This window comes from Streptomyces sp. NPDC091649 (assembly GCF_044756785.1).
Classification (GTDB): Bacteria; Actinomycetota; Actinomycetes; order Streptomycetales; family Streptomycetaceae; genus Streptomyces.
Genome location: NZ_JBIVTR010000033.1, coordinates 1 through 18,586, shown reverse-complemented (window position 1 = coordinate 18,586; position 18,586 = coordinate 1). Strand labels below are relative to the sequence as shown.

The 18,586-nt window shown below is 67.5% G+C and carries 16 protein-coding genes; 11 read left to right on the top strand and 5 right to left on the bottom strand.

The features are described 5' to 3' along the window. Positions 1-851 precede the first annotated feature (851 nt). The gene (locus tag ACIQMU_RS31235) at positions 852-1,019 is read left to right on the top strand and encodes a hypothetical protein (RefSeq protein ID WP_402690210.1); all 168 of its coding nucleotides are present in this window, start codon (positions 852-854) and stop codon (positions 1,017-1,019) included. Between the two features lie 257 nt (positions 1,020-1,276). Then, entirely contained in the window at positions 1,277-1,450 is a 174-nt protein-coding gene (locus ACIQMU_RS31230) for a hypothetical protein (RefSeq protein ID WP_402690209.1), read from the top strand. A gap of 768 nt (positions 1,451-2,218) precedes the next feature. On the opposite strand, the gene ACIQMU_RS31225 is transcribed toward ACIQMU_RS31230, so the two are convergent. Then, on the bottom strand, positions 2,219-3,019 hold the full coding sequence (locus ACIQMU_RS31225; RefSeq protein ID WP_388542014.1) for a hypothetical protein: 801 nt from the start codon (positions 3,017-3,019) through the stop codon (positions 2,219-2,221). A gap of 192 nt (positions 3,020-3,211) precedes the next feature. Between ACIQMU_RS31225 and ACIQMU_RS31220 the strand changes: the two genes are divergently transcribed. Next, a complete protein-coding gene (locus ACIQMU_RS31220) occupies positions 3,212-3,898 on the top strand; it encodes a hypothetical protein (protein WP_402690208.1) in 687 nt (228 codons plus the stop codon). Positions 3,899-4,180: 282 nt separating this feature from the next. Then, entirely contained in the window at positions 4,181-4,360 is a 180-nt protein-coding gene (locus ACIQMU_RS31215) for a hypothetical protein (RefSeq protein ID WP_388542010.1), read from the top strand. Positions 4,361-5,296: 936 nt separating this feature from the next. Here the strand turns inward: ACIQMU_RS31215 and ACIQMU_RS31210 are convergent. After that, positions 5,297-5,470: a hypothetical protein gene (locus ACIQMU_RS31210; protein ID WP_402690207.1), complete on the bottom strand. Its 174-nt coding sequence runs from the start codon at positions 5,468-5,470 to the stop codon at positions 5,297-5,299. A 339-nt stretch (positions 5,471-5,809) separates the two neighbouring features. Between ACIQMU_RS31210 and ACIQMU_RS31205 the strand changes: the two genes are divergently transcribed. Together ACIQMU_RS31205 and ACIQMU_RS31200 are read left to right on the top strand one after the other, a co-directional pair. Then, positions 5,810-5,998: a hypothetical protein gene (locus ACIQMU_RS31205; RefSeq protein WP_388541721.1), complete on the top strand. Its 189-nt coding sequence runs from the start codon at positions 5,810-5,812 to the stop codon at positions 5,996-5,998. Between the two features lie 508 nt (positions 5,999-6,506). Further along, positions 6,507-7,898, top strand: coding sequence for a hypothetical protein (locus ACIQMU_RS31200; RefSeq protein WP_388541719.1), 1,392 nt, complete (start codon positions 6,507-6,509; stop codon positions 7,896-7,898). A 2-nt stretch (positions 7,899-7,900) separates the two neighbouring features. Here ACIQMU_RS31200 and ACIQMU_RS31195 read toward each other — a convergent pair whose 3' ends face one another. Continuing rightward, positions 7,901-8,248: a hypothetical protein gene (locus tag ACIQMU_RS31195; RefSeq protein WP_388541717.1), complete on the bottom strand. Its 348-nt coding sequence runs from the start codon at positions 8,246-8,248 to the stop codon at positions 7,901-7,903. A 1,314-nt stretch (positions 8,249-9,562) separates the two neighbouring features. Here ACIQMU_RS31195 and ACIQMU_RS31190 point away from each other — a divergent pair. The 3 genes from ACIQMU_RS31190 to ACIQMU_RS31180 all read left to right on the top strand — a co-directional run bounded on the left by ACIQMU_RS31190 (position 9,563) and on the right by ACIQMU_RS31180 (position 12,430). Beyond that, positions 9,563-10,348, top strand: coding sequence for a ParA family protein (locus ACIQMU_RS31190; protein ID WP_355963791.1), 786 nt, complete (start codon positions 9,563-9,565; stop codon positions 10,346-10,348). Beyond that, the gene (locus tag ACIQMU_RS31185) at positions 10,348-11,163 is read left to right on the top strand and encodes a hypothetical protein (protein WP_402690206.1); all 816 of its coding nucleotides are present in this window, start codon (positions 10,348-10,350) and stop codon (positions 11,161-11,163) included. The genes ACIQMU_RS31190 and ACIQMU_RS31185 overlap by 1 nt, the downstream gene beginning before the upstream one ends. Positions 11,164-11,299: 136 nt before the next feature. Then, the gene (locus ACIQMU_RS31180) at positions 11,300-12,430 is read left to right on the top strand and encodes a pentapeptide repeat-containing protein (protein WP_388541711.1); all 1,131 of its coding nucleotides are present in this window, start codon (positions 11,300-11,302) and stop codon (positions 12,428-12,430) included. Positions 12,431-12,911: 481 nt separating this feature from the next. Here ACIQMU_RS31180 and ACIQMU_RS31175 read toward each other — a convergent pair whose 3' ends face one another. Then, positions 12,912-14,063 (bottom strand): caspase family protein, encoded by a 1,152-nt coding sequence (locus ACIQMU_RS31175; protein WP_402690205.1) that lies wholly within the window; start codon positions 14,061-14,063, stop codon positions 12,912-12,914. Continuing rightward, positions 14,060-14,416 carry a hypothetical protein gene (locus ACIQMU_RS31170; protein WP_402690211.1) on the bottom strand — a complete coding sequence of 119 codons (357 nt, stop codon included), beginning with the start codon at positions 14,414-14,416 and terminating at the stop codon, positions 14,060-14,062. The genes ACIQMU_RS31175 and ACIQMU_RS31170 overlap by 4 nt, the downstream gene beginning before the upstream one ends. Positions 14,417-15,443: 1,027 nt before the next feature. Here ACIQMU_RS31170 and ACIQMU_RS31165 point away from each other — a divergent pair. Then, entirely contained in the window at positions 15,444-16,310 is an 867-nt protein-coding gene (locus ACIQMU_RS31165) for a hypothetical protein (protein ID WP_402690204.1), read from the top strand. A gap of 603 nt (positions 16,311-16,913) precedes the next feature. Further along, the gene (locus ACIQMU_RS31160; protein ID WP_402690203.1) at positions 16,914-17,051 is read left to right on the top strand and encodes a hypothetical protein; all 138 of its coding nucleotides are present in this window, start codon (positions 16,914-16,916) and stop codon (positions 17,049-17,051) included. Positions 17,052-18,586 lie beyond the last annotated feature (1,535 nt).

Genomic DNA, 18,586 nt, shown 5'->3' with positions numbered 1-18,586 from the left:
GGCTTCGCCGGGCTGGCTTCGCCGGGCTGGCTTCGCCGGGCTGGCTTCGCCGGGCTGGCTTCGCCGGGCTGGCTTCGCCGGGCTGGCTAGGGGAGGGTGACGGTGCATCATCGGTGCGACCGGGTGGGATCACGAACCGTGGGCCACCACCTCCCGGGGCCTGGCCCTCGTGGCGGCCCGTCAGGAGGGGGTGTGCGACCGGGCGTGAGGGCTTCGGGGGAAGCCGGGCCGGTGGCCCGGCGGGATGCTTCGGAACAGGGGCCGGATGGACTCTGGAACCAGCCTCCGCCGCTGCTGCATCAACTGATGCAGCATGTTGTTTTGGCGAAACCGGGCCACACCCCCGGGGCATCCTTCGATCGCAGTGCATCAACCTGAGTGCCTGTGTAGTGATTGGGGATCTGCACCACACCCTCGGGGCCCGGAGCGTCAAAGTGATGCGCGGGTGGAATCACGAATGAACAGGCATCACCGGCCGCTGCCTGTTGCCTATTTGGAGCACGCAACAGGCAACGTGTCCGTAGAGGATTTTTCAGGGGCATGGTGAATTCACACCACCGAGGGAATTCATCATGCTGGTTGCTGTGATCGCTGTTCTGGGAACGCTCGCCGGGTCTTTCGTGACGGGTGCTCTCCAGCATCTCGCACAGAGCGCGCAGCGTGCTGCTCAGGAATTGTCTGCGCGCCGTACGGCGGGACTGGATGCGGTGGCGGATTTATCGGCCGCGCTGGCGGACCACCGGCGGGCGATGGCCGTGCGGGAGGAAATCCGGTTGGCCGGCGGGGACTGGAGCACGGCACGCGGCGAGAGCCACGTGACACGATCCGCGGTGACCGGTCCACTCCTTCGAGTGCGCCTCCTGCTGCCCGAGCTGGCCTGTACGGCGCAGCACGCCGCACAGGCCGCGTACGACATCCGGGTGGTCGACAGCCCGGCCACGCTCCAGGAAGCCCGGGAACGGGCGCTCCAGGCCGCCGACGACCTGGTGGCCGCCGCCGGGACCGCACTCGCCGTGTAAGGCGTGGGAGGCTGCCCGGTGCCCGGGGCGGGCGGCCGGCGTGTGGCGCCGGATACCGAACGCCCGCCCCGGGCCCCGTGGTCGAGGCCACGCCTCGTGCGTGCGCCCGCCGGCCCCCCGCCGCCGGGAAGGGTGCGGAGCCTCGTCCCGTGTCCGGGAACGAGGTGTCGGCGTCCCGGGACCGCTGATCCACCGGCCCCGGCCTGCGGAGACACGGCACCCCGCGCCCGGGGGAACGCAACCTGTTGGGCAACCAGATGAGCACCTTGATGCGCAACTGGCTGGACGACCAGATGGGCAACCAGATACGCAACCGACCGGCCCTCGGTCCCGGCCGCCGACGCCCGCGACGTCACCGGTACCGGGTGTACGTCAACGGGATGACGTACACCGACGGCCGCCAGGCGCAGCCAGGAGCTTCTGGCCGCTGACCCAATTCCTGACCCGCCCAGCTCGTGGCCCTGCGGGCGAGCACGGCGGGCTGCTCCTGGCGGTGAAGAGCGCGGCCGCGCTCCAGGAAGCCCGGGAGAGGGCGCTCCAGGCCGCCGACGACCTGACCACCGCCGCCGGGACGGCGCTCGCCGCATGAGCGCCAGCCCCACAGGGCGCGGGGAGCACATGACGATCCCCGCCGCCGAAGGCATCGCGGGACCAGCCCCGCATGCGCGGGGAGCACTCTTCGTGACCTGCGACGCTACCGCCCCTCCCACCAGTTTCCCTCCACCCTCCGGGTTGGCGCGGCGGCGTCTCACCGCCGCCGGGACGGCGCTCGCCGCGTGAGGACGGCTTGCCCTACAACTTGCCCTACAACGTGCCTTACAACTTGCTCTGCAACTTGCCTCACGACTTGCCCTGCAACTTGCCCCCAGACCGGCGGCGCGGCGTCCTGACCTGCACGGTCAAGGGGTAAAGCCGCGCCGACTACTTCTCTGAGAGGCCCCTAAGGGTCTGGGAGAACGAGGAGGACCGCCCACGCCCGGAACCCCGCACACAGCCCTACCGCCCATAACGCGACCGCGACTGCGGCGGGCGGCCGCCGACCGGGCCCCGGCGGGGGCGTGGCCGGTGTGGGAGGCTGCCCGGTGCCCGGGGCGGGCGGCCGGCGTGTGGCACCGGATACCGAACGCCCGCCCCGGGCTCCTGCGAGGTCGCGCCTCGTGCGTGCACGACACGCGCGCGCCCGAAGCTGGACTACGCGTTCACGGAGTCGGCGGCTCTAAGACGAGGTGCAGTGCCCCACTCGCGGCCCGGATGAAGTCGTTGAGAGCGTGTTGAAACGGGGTGATGTTTTCAGGCACGGGTTCGTGCGGCTGGCAGAGAATGGCCAGTATTCCTCTCGGTATCTCGCAGGTGCTGAAGAGATCGCGCAACTCCTGCAACACATCCGTTGAGCTGTCTTCCATGGCGGAAGTACCGATGGTGAGCCAAAATCCCTGAGCGACTGGGACCAATTCCCAGATGCGCGCGACCTCGCGCGGATGAGCGTAAGATCGGGAATTGATCTCCCACATGGCGGCCGTTCGGAGTGCGTATTCTTGATCCGTCAGCACCACGAGGCTGGCGGAAATTTGAAGGATCTTGGTCGCGTCGGTAACTTTATCGGGGCCTTCCAGCCGCACTACCCAAGCTCTGTGTGACATGTCCGTCTCTAAAGCTTTCAATGCAGCAATGCGACTCTGTGTTTCTTCAAGCTGAAGCACGCCCCCGCCGAACTTGCTGCGGGCGGTATCGGTGTAGCTGAGAACTGCTTGGAGGAAGGCTGCATATGCATCTCGCTGGACGCCACGCCGCCACTGCTGATGTTCGTTCTGGCCCTGTGCTCGCACGCCATCAAGTGATGCCCGGTAGCTCGCATCTGCTTGAGCCAGTCCGGCGCGCGCAGTTTCTTCCGCTCCGCGTAGCGCCCCCCGCAGCTGCCAACGACCGAGGACGAGAGTTGTCGGTATGCCGACGCAGGCGACGGCAGCTGCGGCCAACGCCCCGATTCCTTGAAGATCCATGAGTCACATGATCTACGCCTGGAGCGTCTAGGGGTCTCAAAAGCTCCGCCCGATGCGACACGAAGCCGACGCGTCGCACGGACGCCCACTGCGGACGCCGCGAAAGTGAGCTCAGGTGGGTGCGATTGCAGGTATACGGCTCGGCTGCGGGGGCGTCGTTGGCAGGATGCCCTCATCACTGATTGGGGGGGCATGGTCAAGGGGCCGTACAGCCACGGTAAAACGAGGGCGGAGGTTGCGAGTGAGCTGCGCGTGTACTTGGTGCGCATCAACCGGCGCCGCAGCAGATTCCGGTGTGCTGAGCAGAGGTACTTGCAGGAGGTCCGCCGGCACGTCGTGGATGCGGTGACTTCGGGGATCAACGTCGAGGAGGTGGCCGCCGCGGCCGGCTACACCACAAAGACCGTCGCGCGATGGGTGGCGAAGCGAAGCCTCGAGGCGCGTGGCTTACCTGTTGAGAGGGCGCAGGAGCAGCTTGTGCGGATCGGGGAGCGTCGGCGTCGTATGTCGCAGACGGAGTTGAAGACCTCGGCCAGGGCGCGGTCGTCGGTGCGGCGCGCTATGGAGGTGGGGCTTTCCGCCCGGGAGTTCGCTGACATCACCGGGTACACCACCAAGACGGTTGACAGGTGGTTCGAGTCGGCTCTGCATGCTCTGGAGCAGGCGGCGCGGCAGCGGGAGGTCGCGCAGGCGCGGCGTGGAAAGCGCAGGCGGCCGCCGCAGCACCTGTCGCCGGCCCAGCGTGCCGAGTGGCTTGCGCAGAGGGAACGGAGGCGTTCGGCTGTCATGCAGAAGAACGGCTTCCGGGTGAAGCCGGTGCGCTCTCCGAAGGCTGGACTGGGGGTTGGTGAGGTGGCGCGGCTGCCGAGAACACCCTAGAAGGAGACCTCGAAACCGGGCCGGAAGCACAGGGGGAAGTGATCTGCATCACAGGCACCTCCCGCGCGCGCGGACGCGCGCACGCGCAACGGTCATGCTAATTGCTACCGGCAGGTAAGTCGTGCGACGGAGCCCCGAGCTGACGGTTCGTTTGGGGCTACTGTCACATCCACTTCCGCAGCGATGCGTGGTCCCGATCCGTCAGTAGTGCGGCCGGCCACTGCCCGTTGTTGCGGAGGTGCCGACACGTCACATGACCGATTGGGAGGTGTTCTTTTGCTCATGCCTACCGGCTCCGAGGAGAACAAGGAGAACCTTGCGTCCGAAGACGCAACGGGCCGGGAGGACCGCAGGAGGCGGCAGGGCCTCGTCAGCATGACGCTTCTCGCGCTGCTGATCGGCTTTGCAACCGGAGCCGGCGAGCAACTCGCTGAACTGCTCGCGAAGGTTCTGGGCGCCTAACAGCAGCGAGCCCCCTCGTGTCTCACCACTCGGGGGCCCACCTGCGGTGTCCTTCACTGGTGGCGGAACCCGTCTTCTCATTCCACTGACGGCGGGTTTCGCCACGCTGGCACACGCTACGGAAGTGTAGGAGCGAAGAGAAGACTCTCGTACCCCGCCCTGAGCGGATTCGTGTAGCTGAACCCAACTGACAGCCCGTACAGCCCACGCTGAGGCGCGCAACCCGGGGAAAGGCGCGGGGCTGCCAGATCGGCGCCCAGAGGCCCGCTAGAGGCTCTGTCCACCCCGACCCCGGGGCGCAGCGGCCGGTGGCCGCCGCAACCCCCACCAGGCCAAGCGCAGCGCCCTCATTCCGAAGACCGCCACCACCCCACCACCCACCACCACGGGCTGGAATGGCAGCAGAAGAGGAAGTCCGGCCACTCACCACGCGCTCTGACCTGCGGTGGTGAGTGAAACTCACCACGGCGCGGCGTTGGTGCGGTGGTCAGTTGAGGACTTGGACCTCGGCGACGCGGGCGGTCCCCCCGCCCCAGGGAGAAGGGAAACACCTCTGCTCCGGCTGTAGCGGAGAGAGGTGTCGGCGTCGCCGGGCCGCTGACCCGCGGTGCCCGGCCTGCGACAACACCCCGCCGCGGAATCGAGGAACACAACCTGTTGAGCAACCAGATGGGCAACCTGCTGAGCAACTGGACGGACAACCTGATGCACAACCAGGTGCGCAACCGCCAGGCCGGTTCGGCCGGTCGGGCGCGGGGGCCGGTCCGGCGCGCGGGGCCGGTCCTCGGTCCCGGCCGCCATCGCCCCGTACGTCACCGGCTGCCCGGGTACGTCTCGCAGATGACGTACCGGGGGCCGGCCGGACAGACCTATGCCAGTTGGGCCGCTGGCCCAATCCCTGACCCGGACGAGTCACAGCCCGGCGGTCCCGGGGTGTCACCGGACCGCGATCGGGACGACGACGGCCGCGATGACGGTCATGCCGCCGAGCCCGACGAGCATCGGGGTTGCCGCCTTCGGGTAGCGGTGCGCGAGGTCGACGAGCAGGACCACGACCAGGACGACGACGAGGACCAGGAGCACGGCGACGAGCAGGGCGAGCGAGGACATGACGGTGTTCTCCTTCGAGTACGAGAGGGCGCTCCGGGGGAGCGCGGGGCCTACAGTCCGCGCCGTCGGCCGGTCGTTCCAGTTCTCGCGAAAATCCGGTCCGGGCCTCTCCTGGGGGCCGGTGACGGGGTGTCGGGCAGAATTCGCGAGGCCTTGACATCGGGGTTCAGGCGCGTCGATCGCCCGGCGGTCGCCGGGCAGGGCAGCACCATGCGACGCGGCGGGGCAAGCCGCGCAAGGGGCTCCCCCGCCTTATATATGGAGGGGTGCGAGGCACATGTGACGGCCCACTTGGTTTCAGTTGCGTCGATCGCCTGACCAGGGGGAGAGAATCGTCGGGTGACCACCCGCCGCCCGCTGGGCACCGGACCCGTACCCGCCGTCGACGACCAAGAGGTGCCGCCCGGCATACCCGTACCGCGCGCCGTGCTCGCGGCGGAGCGTCTACAAGGAGCAGCCGCGGCCCCGGCCGTGTCCCGGCCTGCCGGGCGACGCCCGCTCAGCACCGGCCCCACCACCGCCGGGTGACGGTCGGGGGTCGCCCGACCGGCCCGGCGGGCGTGGCGGGCGGTGCAGGCCGGGGCGGGGAGGATAGAGGGATGACGCGTCCGATGCTGACTCAGCGGGAGGCTGTTACCGCGTGCGGTGTGAGCCGTACGACGATCCGCCGGCGCCGTGAGGCGGGGGATCTGCCCGGGGCGGTCCAGGACGAGGCGCGGAGGTAGCCGCAGGGTGTCACTGCTCCTGGTCGTCCTTGCTGTCGCTCTTGCAGGGGCGGTGCAGGTCGAGGGCGAGCTGGGTGAGAGCGGCCAGGGTGCCGAGGGCTGCGAGGGCGGTGTTGAGGTGGTCGAGCATGAGGTTCCTCCCGGGTGAGTGCCGCAGGGGGCTGGTGTCCGGCGGCTGTTGGGAGGTGACTGTGGGGGTGTATTGGATCGTCTGGGAGTCATCGGCCGGACAACGCAGGTAAGTTCCGGACCGGGGGCTTTTTGTCCAGGACGGGCCGGACAACACAGACAGCCCAAGGGGCGGGGGTCACATGACACCGAAGGCCGGCGGCGGCAGGCCGTGGGGGCCGATCCGCGGCGAGAACGCCGCGGCACGCCAGCTTGCCGAGATGCTGCGCCGCCACGTGGACGAGAGCGGGAAAACCCTCGCCGTGCTGGGCGGTGAGATCAGCATGAGCAAGGCCCAGACCGGGGTCTACCTCGCCGGGAAGGTGCCGACTCAGGCGTTCATCGTCGCGCTGGTCAAAGCCACGGTCCGCCCCGAACTGCGTCAGCGCCGCCAGGACGAAGCCCTCGCCCTGCGCGAACAGACCCTGCGCCCCGCTCCCCGCACCACCCCGGGCGCACCCGCCCCGGCCGGACCGGGTGCGGGGTATGCGGTCGAGCTCGCCGCGGCGCACGCCCGGCAGATCGAGACGTACGACCGGCTGACCCGGACGCTGGAGCAGCGGGCGGAGGTCGAGCGGGCGAAGAACAACTCCGACAAGCTCGTCATGGTCCTGCTGAACATGATCCACCAGCTCGACCGAAGGGTCACCGACCTTGTCGAGGAACGCGACCAGCTCCTTGCCCAGCCCCAGGGCGAGGCTCTGGAGGATGCTGAACGGAAGCTGGCCCGGGCCGAGGAGCAGGAGCAGCGGGCCCGGGCGGAGCTGCGGCGGGCGGAGGAGAAACAGCGCCAGGCCGAAGACCTCGAAGCCCGCGTCACGGACCAGCTCCGCCAGCTCACCGACGAACTCGACCGCCTCCGCGCCGGCGACACCACCTCACCCGTCCCGGCTCTGCCGGCCCTGGCCGGCGAACCGCAGGAACACCACGCTTCCGCGGATCCGGTCGGGGACGACATCGACGCCGCCCTCGCCCACGCCAGCCAGGTCAACGACGAAGACAACACCACCCTCAACCGCGTCACCAGCGAGCTCAACGAACCGACAGCCGAGGTTGTCCAGGACAACCCACCAGACAACCGCTCGCACCCGGAGGGCCACCCCGTGAGCGCGACTCCCCCTCTTCCCGGCGTGGCGGATGAAGGCCAGGAGACAGTGCGCGCGCTGCTGCGGGGCAGCCCGGCGCGCGGGCTGTTCGTCCGCTTTCTGGCCGAGGCGACCCAGTGGGAGAACGTCAAGGTGCACGGCATCAAGCGCCAGAACGCGCAGCCGGGCGCTCCGCTCGACTACAGCCGCTACCTCCGGCTGCGTCGGCAGGGCTCACAGCTGGGCGGCTTCGCCTACGTCTACGCGGAGCGCAGCAGCATCAACCTCCGGCTCAACCACACCAGGGAACAACTCGACGCGATAGGAGCTACGCAAGCTCGCACCCTTGTTACCGGGCACCGTGCGTACCGCGTCAGCATCGACCTGACCGACGAAACCAGCCTGACCCAAGCACTCCACCTCGCCGAGCTGGCCTACGCCGCGACCTGAGTTCACCGCGTCGGTTCTCCAGGCCGGAAATGAGAAGACTCCCCCGCGCAGGCGGCTCCAGGGCGCCAGCCGCGTTTCCGGGTCTTGGTCGAGTAGCGCGGTGCAGGAGCGGCGGTCGGGACCAGCTGGTGCGCTATGCCGGGCCTCGGCCAGATCTGCCTGGTGTGCGGGGTCATTCGGTGGTGGGTCTTGTTCTCGTTGGTCCAGACGGTGCCCTGGACCCGTACGCGGTTGCCATTGGTGCGTTCGGTCGGCAGGGGCTTGATGACCTTGTCGTAGCCGATGTTGTCCTCGCTGGTGTCGAAGCAGAATGCGTCACCGGCTCCGGTCGGCAGGGGTTCGTTGCCCATGCCTTCGGTTATCTCGGCCTTGCAGTTCTCCAGGGTCGGCTTCGCGCCAGAGGGACACCCTCTACACCTTCTCTACGGCCTGGCACGATGCAGGGCCCGGCCGAACGGCCGGGCCCTGCATCGTTTCTGATTGGCGGGCTCACGCCCTCGGAGAGAAAAAGTTGGCGCTTGCCGCTCACAGCCGGACTATGACAAAGGTGCCGGCTGGGCAGGCGCCGCCGTCGGAACACCCGGCTGGGCAGGCGCCGCCGTCGGAACACCCGGCTGGGCAGGCGCCGCCGTCGGAAGGAGTGTCGACGGAGCCACCGTCTGCGTCATGGCGGAGGGGTCCTTGTCCATGAGGAGCAAGAACACGGTCACCACTGTCAGCGCGACCATCAGAGCTGGCCCGAACTTCTCGTCTCGACGTGCTGCCCAGAACGCGGCTGCGGCGAGCGCAAGGCCGAAGATGATTAGCATCATCGGGCACCGCCGACAGACGGCTGGGCAGAGGTAGTCGCGGGGAGCGACGGGCGCCCGTGTGACCTGGGCTGGCTGGGGTTTGACTGGGTCATAATTCCTCTTCTCGGTAGATGTGCCCCCGCTTCAGGGCGCGCGGGGGTAGGGCAGTGGCGATACGGGAGGGACAGACGCCCCGACCTGATCAGCGGGGCGGCGGCAGAAGGCGTCCTCCTGATCCCGGGCGGGAGGGAGGTCCACCGTTGAGGGCTTCGTTCGTGACTTGAGCACGGTGGGCAGGAGCAGGCGGGTCTGCCGACCACCGCTCTGCTGGAAGGCATGATCGCTACCAGCAAGACGGACTGCGGTGACGCGAACCCAGAAGGGATGAAAAAGGTCCAAATGCCTCCATATACGCAAAAACCCCCCGGCGGCCACCGGAGGGCACTTGGTCTTCATTCAATTAGGCAAACACAAATGGGTCCAGACACACCTGTGGCGATGAAAGACCCAACTTTTCAGGGTAGGCGAAACCGCCCCCCTTACTAAGTCCAGTCTAGTGGCTGACTGATAGGGCGTCAAGCGCCGTTCGTGCTTGGGAAGTTACGGTGATCTGTTCCCTTCCAGTGTACCGCTGGCACCACCCGAGGGCCCCTAGCCGGAACCTGCGGGCACGACCGGATACGACAATGTGGCCGTGCGGGGAGCTGCGGCCACAGGCGGCCGTCTCGGCCTCCGCGAGCCGACGGTTCAACTCTGCCTGACACGGCCGTCCGGCGGGGTGGCTGCGCGCCCCCTCGAGGGTCTGGCAGGCTGTGGCTGGTCCGAGTAGCCGCGCCATGCGGTGAAACCAACGGGCAACTGAGAGGCCACCGGATGACTCAATCGACAGCCGTACATCAGGTCACAGGGACTGCGGGCCGCACCGGCCGGTCCGCGAAGGTGATTGTCGTCATCCAGCAGAAGGGCGGTGCGGGCAAGTCGACGATCGCGGTGAACACCGCGGCGTGCGCGGGTCGCTCAGCGGTGCTGACCAACGCGGACGAGTCCGTCGGCTCCCCCGTCGTCGCGGCCGGCATCGACGTCCAGGGCACCCTGGAGAAGTGGTGCGCGACCGTACGCGAGGCGGAGCTGCCGTTCGACTATGTCGTCACCAAGAGCAAGCTCGGCATCCTCCCCGGGATCGTCGAGGACCCCGAGCGGCGCCGCATCATCGTGGACACCCCCGGCTTCCTGGACGTCGACCCCGACGCCGAGTGGGGTACGGACCCGCTGGGCGACAGCCGGACGGCGGACGCTCTGCGCGAGGTCCTGGAGGTGGCGGACCTGGCGATCGTGCCGGTCACTCCGTCGAAAATCACGTGGGACGAGTGCGAGTTCACGATCGAGCGCGTCCTCAAGCCGCGGGGCATTCCCTTCCTGGTCGTGATCAACATGCACGACCCCGGCAAGGACCGGGACGAGAAGCAGCTGAACAAGGTGAAGAAGTGGATCGACGAGCGGAACTACCCGCGCGTGGCCGCTCCGATCCGCCGCTACACGATCCACGAGAACGCCTACGAGAACGGCACGCTCGTCACCGAGTACAAGATGAGTGGCACCGCGCTGAACGCCCGCGAGGACTTCATGCGCGTCGCCCTGACGATGGAACAGATGCTCTGATGGGACGACAGATCGAAACGGGCGGGCCGCAGGGCCCCGGCAAGCCGGACACGGCGGCGGCCCTGGCGCGCGCCATCGACCAGCTGCCGACGAAGCAGCTGTCCGACACCCCGGTACTGATCGCTCAGGAGCGTGAGCTCCTGGTGCGGTGCGAGGCCGCGCTGGAGAACCTGCGGATCGCGTACTGGGCGGCGGGCAAGGCGCTGCAGGTGGTGCGGGACGGCCGGCTGTACCGGGCGACGCATCCGTCCTTCGAGGGCTATTGCAACGAGTTGTGGGACATCACGCCGCAGTACGCGAACCAGCTGATCAAGACGTGGAAGATCACGGAGAAGCTGTTCGAATTGGTTCACGAGAAATCGAACGATCTGGAAACTGTAGTTTCTAAGAAGCTGGGCATCGCCCAGGCCAGGGAGCTGGTCTCCCTCACCGAGGAGCACAGCGTCGACGCCGCCGCCCTGCTCTACCTGGCCCTGATCCAGGTGAAGCGGCTGGCCGTCACGTCCGACATGGTGAAGGGCGCCGTCCAGGCGCTCCCGCCCGAGGCGGCCGGGAAGAAAAAGGCCACCGAGGAGGCCGTGCTGGCGTACCTGGCCAGCATCGAGGACCAGCCGGCACTGCCTTCGGCGAGGGATCCGTACAAGGCGCTGGCCCGCGTCACAAAGAAGCTCAGCCCTGACGCGGTCCAGGCGGCGATGGAACTCAACCCGTCCGGCACACGCGTGATGGTCCGCGAGCTGATCGAAGCGCTGTCGGTGTCGGCCGGCCTCGAGGTGGAGATCAAGTCGTCCGCAGCTGAATCGACGGCCGCCTGACGGCTCCGGCCCCGGTGCCGAGGGAAACGAAGGTGTGGTCCGGGGCGCTCGATGCGCCCCGGACCACACCTTCGGTCGGCAGTAACGAAGTGATGAACTCCCCCTGCCGCCAGCCCGCGTGGGTCACGCTCATCGCGTGCTAGATCCCAGGCGTCGCTCTCCGGAGCAGCAAGGACGTCATACCCCGAACCTCTGGCCGGTGTGGCTGGTCGCGCCCGTCAGTCTGGTCCTCGTCGCAGTGCTCGCGTACGGGCTGTACCACGGGGTGGATGTCTTCCTCACCGCGGAGAACCCGGGCAAGAAGCCGGTCAGCGGTCAGGACAACGTCAAGACCACGGTCACCGCCCTGACCCTGGTCGGTGCCGTGCTCGCCGGCCTGTACGCCTACCGCAAGCAGCTCCTCGACGAGGGCGCCTCCCACCGGGCGGACGCGACCCAGCTGGCCGAGCGGTACACCAAGGCCGCCGAACAACTCGGGCACGACCAGGCCGCGGTCCGCCTGGCCGGGGTGTACGCGATGGCACGCCTGGCCGACGACTGGCAGGAACAGCGGCAGGTATGCATCAACGTGCTCTGCGCCTACCTACGGATGCCCTACGAGACCGACACCGACGCGGAGGGCTACATGAAGGGGGAGCGGGAGGTCCGTTTCACCATCATCGGGACCATCCGCGATCGCCTCCAGGACCCTGACGCGGCTGCGACCTGGTGCGGTCATGACCTGGACTTCACCGGAGCCGTTTTCGACGGTGGCGACTTCGCAGGCGCGAGGTTCACCGGCGGCACGGTCCGTTTCAGCAGAGCGACGTTCTCTAACGGGGCTGTCGACTTCGACGGTGCGACGTTCTCCGGTGGAACAGTCAGCTTCGGCGGAGCAACCTTCTCCGGCGGTTTCGTCGACTTCAGCACCGCGACGTTCTCCGGTAGTAGGGTCAGCTTCAGCCACGCGATGTTCTCAGGTAGCAGGGTTTATTTCGGCGCCGCGACGTTCTCCGGTGGAACGATCAACTTCATCCGCACGGCATTCTCCAGCGGCATGGTCGACTTCGACGTCGCGGAGTTCTCCGGCAGCAGGGTCAGCTTCAACTTCGCGGCTTTCTCCGGCAGCAACCTCGACTTCACCGGCACCGTGTTCTCCGGCGGCACAGTCAGCTTCAACTCCGCGACGTTCTCCGGCGGCACGGTCGACTTCGACAGCGCCACAGTCCGTTCCGCTTGCACGATCGTTTGGGGTCCTCTGCCGCCGATCCCCGCGAACCAGCCTTGATACGCCGGGGAGGCTCCGGGGGCGATCTACGCCCCCCGGAGCCTCCCCCTGTGCTGTCATCCAGCCAGACGGTTTCCTCGGCCTGGCCGGGGCGGCGGGTGTGGTGGTGAGGTCGGGATCATGCTCAGGATAGCCCTGGGCGATGAGCTGGAGGCGCTTGGAGAAGCGTCGGGATTCGGACGTGCTTGGCCGTTCCGAACCGAAGCTGGAACGCTGCTGAAAGACTTGTTGCGTCAGTCAGCCGGCGATTCGGGGGATGTGGAGCTGTGACCAAGGAGCGCAAGGGGTACTACCGGGCAGCTCACTATGTGAAGCCCTCCTCTGCCTCGAGCCGGTGGAAGAAGCCATCCGCAGGCGCGATCCTGCTGATCGGCGTCGTTGCCATCGCCGGGTGGAACACCCTTACCGGAAACAACTCGGACAGCACACAGAACACTCCTCGGCCCCACCCCTCTGGAGCTTCGGCTTCGGCCGACTCTGGTCAGTGACCACGGCCGCGCCAAAGAGCGGATAGCCGATGCCGTGCTTTCCCGGACGCAGCAGTGTCTTCACCGGGCCTTCTGGTACCCGTCTCCTGAATCAGGGCTGCGTCGCGGCGCAGTTCCTGCCAGGTACTGTGCCATTTCTGGACCTGGTCATCAGGAACGCCACAGGCTGACAGGTAGGCGGCTGTGGTGCTCCACGTGGCGGGAAGCGTGTCGCGGTTGACCAATTTGCTGATGGTTCCCGCGGACAGGCGTCCGTCTGAGCGGCGGCTGACCTCTTGCTGAGTCAGTCCACTTACCTCTCGCGCACCCGCGAGGCACGTGAAGAAGCCCGTGACGGTGCGGATCGCGGTTGGGTCAGGCCATAGGCGGTGGGCTGGCTCGGGGTTGGCACCAGCTGGGACCGGGCCGGCGGCGAGGCGGTCTGCGTGGTTTCGCACGAGCGCCACTCGGGCACCGCTGTTGCGATTCCTGGCCTGGGGAACAGGATGCCCGCGCGCTTCCAGGGTCAGGCGCAGGTGGTGGTAGACGGTCTCCAGGTCGAGCACGGGCGGGCCGCCGGGGATGCCGTTACGCAGGGTCTCCAGGAGGGCGCCGGTGAAGGCGGTGTGGGTGTCGCCGACCGGGGCCAGGGCGGTGCGGGTCTCGGCGGAAGCTGCGAGCAGAAAGGTGCCTTCGACTGCGGCGTGGTCGGCAAGCCCTTGCGAGGCGCTCATCCTGCCGAGGGCAAGGCCGCTGTAGCAGCAGTCGAGGAGGACGATGTGCCGCTGCGCTCGTGAGTTCAGGAGGATCTGGCGCAGCCAGTCGTAGTTCAGGCTGGTTTCGATCCGGTCCGGCTGTGTGTGCGGCATGGCCAGTGTGAGGGCGTCGTGGGGGTCGATGAGGCCGTGGCCTGCGTAGTAGACGATCAGGGTGTCGGTGGCCTCTGCCGCCGCCTGGCGCAGTGGATTCATCACGGTCGCGGGGTCGGGCGGGTTCTCTACAACGGTCACGTGCGGGGCGGGCATCCGCAGGGACAGCGGGCCGCTCAGGAGCTCGGCGAGGGCGGTCAGGTTGTTCGAGGCGGCCGGTAGCTGTTCGAGGTAGTCGTAGCGGCTCGTGCCGATGATGACTGCCCTTGACGCCCCGGGGTCAGGCAGGACGCTCACGCGTCACGGTCCTCGCCGGCTGCGGCGTTCAGCGCTGTGGTCGCCCGTTCGATCTCCTCGGGCGAGCAGTCGGTGAGGATGATGACCGTGTCACCGTGGCGGATCTCCACCCGCGGTCGCTGCGGCCGGGTCTGCCGCCACGCAGCCAAGGCCAGTACGAACGATGCCGCGCTCCACCCATTGCCCGTCACCAACTGCAGCACGTCGAGTGCCGTGCCCATCTCCCCCGGCTGCGGTGTGCTCCCCCGCACCTCAGTCTCTGCGGACCTGCGCACATCCGGATCCGAGCGCAGCCATCCCTGCAACGACCGCAGCTCCCCCGCACCCGACTCCAAGCGCACCTCTAACCGCATCCAGATCTCCTCGCGTACGGCATAGCCGCCCCGTTGACGACTGCCGATGACTATCGTCCCCCACCAGCCCAGCGCTTGAGGCAAACCCGGCAACATCGCGGACACGGCAAACGCGGGGGCTGCGATCCGATGAGCGCCGGGTCTCCGCCCAGCGCACGCACCGGTCCGAGGATCACCGACAACACCCTGATCCGGATCGCGATCGATCTCCTCCTGGTCCAGGCGAGGACCTCCTCGGCCGGCTACGGGGGGCGAGGAGGCCGACGACCTGGACGGTGTCGGCGAACACGTGACGCGCCTAGCCGCGTACGGATGAACATGCAGAGCACGAGACTGAGTCGCCTGTCCGGACTCAATCCTGGCCCAGCTCCTCGCCTGGCGGGATGAAGGCGTCGGCACTGTCGGCATCGTCAACATGCCCGCGAGCGTCCATCGTGATGGCCGTTGCCCGGCCCTGCGAGCCGGCCAGCGTCGCTCCGTCCTCTGCGGGTTGGCCGGGCAGGCCCCGGGCGGTGGTCCGGGCCTGGCTCGGCAGCGCCTCGGCGTGCGCGGCGAGGGCGCGGATTTCGGGCGCGGGTACAGGGGCTGCGGATCGGCGCTCGACTCGGCGATGCGGGGCGACAGCGAAGAGGGCGACATCTAGTCAGATGTCGCCCTCTTCTGGGCGCAAACGATGGCGATGAGCCCGTACCTGGGGCCGACGAGGCGGCGGATTCCTTCGCACTGTCAAGTGCTTTGTAGAAGGCCCGCACTGTTGCCTCTCACGCGTGTTCGCTACGCCTTGGCCCCCGTCCCAGCGGGCCGACATACCTGGCCGCCCCGTTCCGGGTGGGTGCTTCAACGTGCTCTCAAGATAGCACAGTCCGAGGTTGTACGTATAGAGAGTAGCTTTTACAGCGTTGCTCCCCCAGCGTGAAACCCTGCCGATGGGTACTTTGAAGTCCTTACCCCTACGCTTACAGCGGCTTTATTGGTAGCCTTAGATGCAGGATTAATAGATTGACTATTTGGTAAGGAGTGCTCTGTCGTGTCGGATTCAGAGCTGGGTCCTGTCGCGGCCCAGCGGTCAGCCGCCCAGCAGGTCAGAGCACTCACCCGCGCCAAGAGCGCCGCCGTGAGGTTTCGCTTTATCGCCCGCGCGGAGCCGAACGACGCGCCGCCGCCGCTCGCGCGGCTGCTACGCGGGAGCGGCGGCAAGGGCGGTGCAGCGCGGCTGAAGCTGTACCTGTCGATGCTCTGGATGGCGCGCAATGAGGACCGGCCGGTGTTCCAGTACCCAGCGCAGGAGTGGGCGCTGCTCCTGGGGTACGGAAGCACACCCAGCGCTGCCCGCCGGGTTCAGGACGGGTTTCGCTGGCTCTCCGAAGAAGCCTTCGTCGAGTTGGAGCGGCGCCAGGGGGCTCCGTCGGCGGTCCGTCTGCTGAGCGATGCCGGCACCGGAACGCCCTACATGGCTCCCGGTCTCGCCATCAAGCGCGCACCAAAGGCTGAGCGCGAGGAGCACCTGTACGTCCAGCTGAATGCGGCCTTGTGGACCAACGGGTGGATCGTCGAGCTCACCGGGGCTGCGGTGGCCATGTATCTGGTGCTTCTGCATGAGATGCGTGGAGAGGAGAAGCAGGTCTGGTTCTCCCCCCGGATGGGGCGGGAGCGCTACGACCTCAGCGACGAGACCCGACGCAAGGGGCTGAAGGAGCTCGAAGAACGCGGGCTGGTCAAGGTGACTAAGCGCGCCCTGCACCAGGGCTTGTTCAGCGATCCCGTGCGTACCCGGTACGTCTACGACCTCAATCCCGACGTGTTCCAGCTCCTGACGCCAGAGGACGAAGCCGTCGGCCAAGCTCGACCGCGGTTCAGTCAGCCCTACAACCCCAGCGAGGAGTGGGGAAGCTAGAGGCATACGCGACGAGATTTCTCTGGGGAGGTAACCGCCCCCGCAGATGTCGATCCCGCTCGTGCTTTGCCACATGTCGTTGCCGCGGCTATAGCAGCCCCGACCGCCCTTCGCCTGCCGAGCAGCGCAACTTCGACACCGACCTGTCAGCAACGGCAGGCCCAGGGCGGGATAGCGCCACCGAGAGAAAAAGCCTCCCTACCCCCGGAGGGGTCCGAAGCGCTCACCGAGCGCTCCGAGCGGACGGACCGGTCACAGGGTCAGAACCCGACCACTGGCTCGCGGGATCCTCGGTAGACCCGCGGCCTGGCCCCTCGCCCTGCGCCTTGCGCGGACGCGACGTGCTCACGGTGCAGGCACCCGTCTACCCATTCGTCACCCACCGGGGACCAGTGGATGAACTTCAACATCAAAAAGCGGAATCTTCTGCCATTCGGCGCCCATCGCCTTCTCTAACTCATCGCCTGATATCTGAGAAGAGTTGAAGCCCATCTGGGGCTCCAGCCGGTCACACGACCTGCCTCTATCAACCCTCTGCTCTGCTAACGTCTAAATCGCCCCGCCAGGCGGGGAAATAAATAGACCACCGGAGGGAGGTGGAAGATGTCCGGCATGGAAGGCTCGTCCGAGCAGACCGCGCCGGGCCGTTCGAAGCGCAAGCGCGCCGCTGAGACGGTAACCCTGGTCGCATGCATCCTGCAGGCCGTGTACTGGGGTATCAAGCTCACTGGAGTGCTCTAAAAGCGCAGGTGGGCCCGGCTGTTGACGCAGCCGAGCCCACCGAGGCCCAGGCAGTCGGGCCCCACGCCCTCCCCTTGCACAGGGAGCGTGGGGCCCGCTTTCGCATTCGGGCCCTTCGGTCACCACAATTAAGTAGCGACTTATACAGGATACACACCACCCCATAAACCGAAAACACCCACACGGAAAATTCCAACAGACAACAACTCAAGACGTCACGCCATTCCAATTGGAATCCATCCACTGAAGTACCCCGTGCCTCATTCTTCAAAATGGACGCTTGCGTTTGTTTGTTGGTGTGTCGTGCTTTCCGCGCCAGTTCACGGGTTTGCCTGGGGCGGTGCTTCGAGGGTTGGAGTGCCAGCTGGGGGATAGGTGTGCGAGTCCGTGCGTCGTCTTCACCGAGTGGGTGTTCAGCGGCTTGTGGGGCACGGTGGTCCTTCGGCGGCGACCTCAACATGACCGCGGACCGCGGACTGCGGACCGCGGGCCGGCGGGCCGGCGGGCCGGCGGGCCGGCGGGCCGGTCCGCGGCCCGGTAGACCGAGACCGGTAGACCGAGACCGAGTGCCGCCGACCGTGAGGCGGGCTGGGAACGGTATCGGGAGAACGCCAGCAACCACGGAGAGTGATGGAATCTCTTCGCTGGCAGGCATGCCCCACCGTCCGGACAGAGCGTCTCCGGACACCGGGACACCGTCCCTCCGGACACCAGGGCACGGCAGCTGGACAACCTCTCCCACCGTTGCGCGAGCCGTTTCCGCGGCGTTGCGCGGAGCGTTTCCGCACCGTTGCGCGAGCCGTTTCCGCGGCGTTGCGCGGAGCGTTTCCGCACCGTTGCGCGAGCCGTTTCCGCACCGTTGCGCGGAGCGTTTCCGCACCGTTGCGCGAGCCGTACGCGTACCCGCAGCCGTACGCGTACCCGCAGCCGTACGCGTACCCGCAGCCGTACGGGTACGCGTACGCGGACCAGAACGGCAGCAGCAGTGCCCACGGCGGTGCCATGGCACCTGATAGCAAGCAGTGGGTGGGGGCGCCCCAGGATGCCCAGAGTCCAGTTCCCCTTGGGCGAAAAGGGCCTACGAGTGCTGGCTCCAGGATGTCGTGGGCTCATTCAGATGCGTTGCCCTGGCCAGGGAACCATCTGCTTGTGGCACCCTGCTGCTGCCGTTCTGGTCCGCGTACGCGTACCCGTACGGCTGCGGGTACGCGTACGGCTCGCGCAACGGTGCGGAAACGCTCCGCGCAACGGTGCGGAAACGGCTCGCGCAACGGTGCGGAAACGCTCCGCGCAACGCCGCGGAAACGGCTCGCGCAACGGTGCGGAAACGCTCCGCGCAACGCCGCGGAAACGGCTCGCGCAACGGTGGGAGAGGTTGTCCAGCTGCCGTGCCCTGGTGTCCGGAGGGACGGTGTCCCGGTGTCCGGAGACGTTCTGTCCGGACGGTGTCCCGGTGTCCGGAGACGCTCTGTCCGGACGGTGGGGCATGCCTGCCAGCGAAGAGATTCCATCACTCTCCGTGGTTGCTGGCGTTC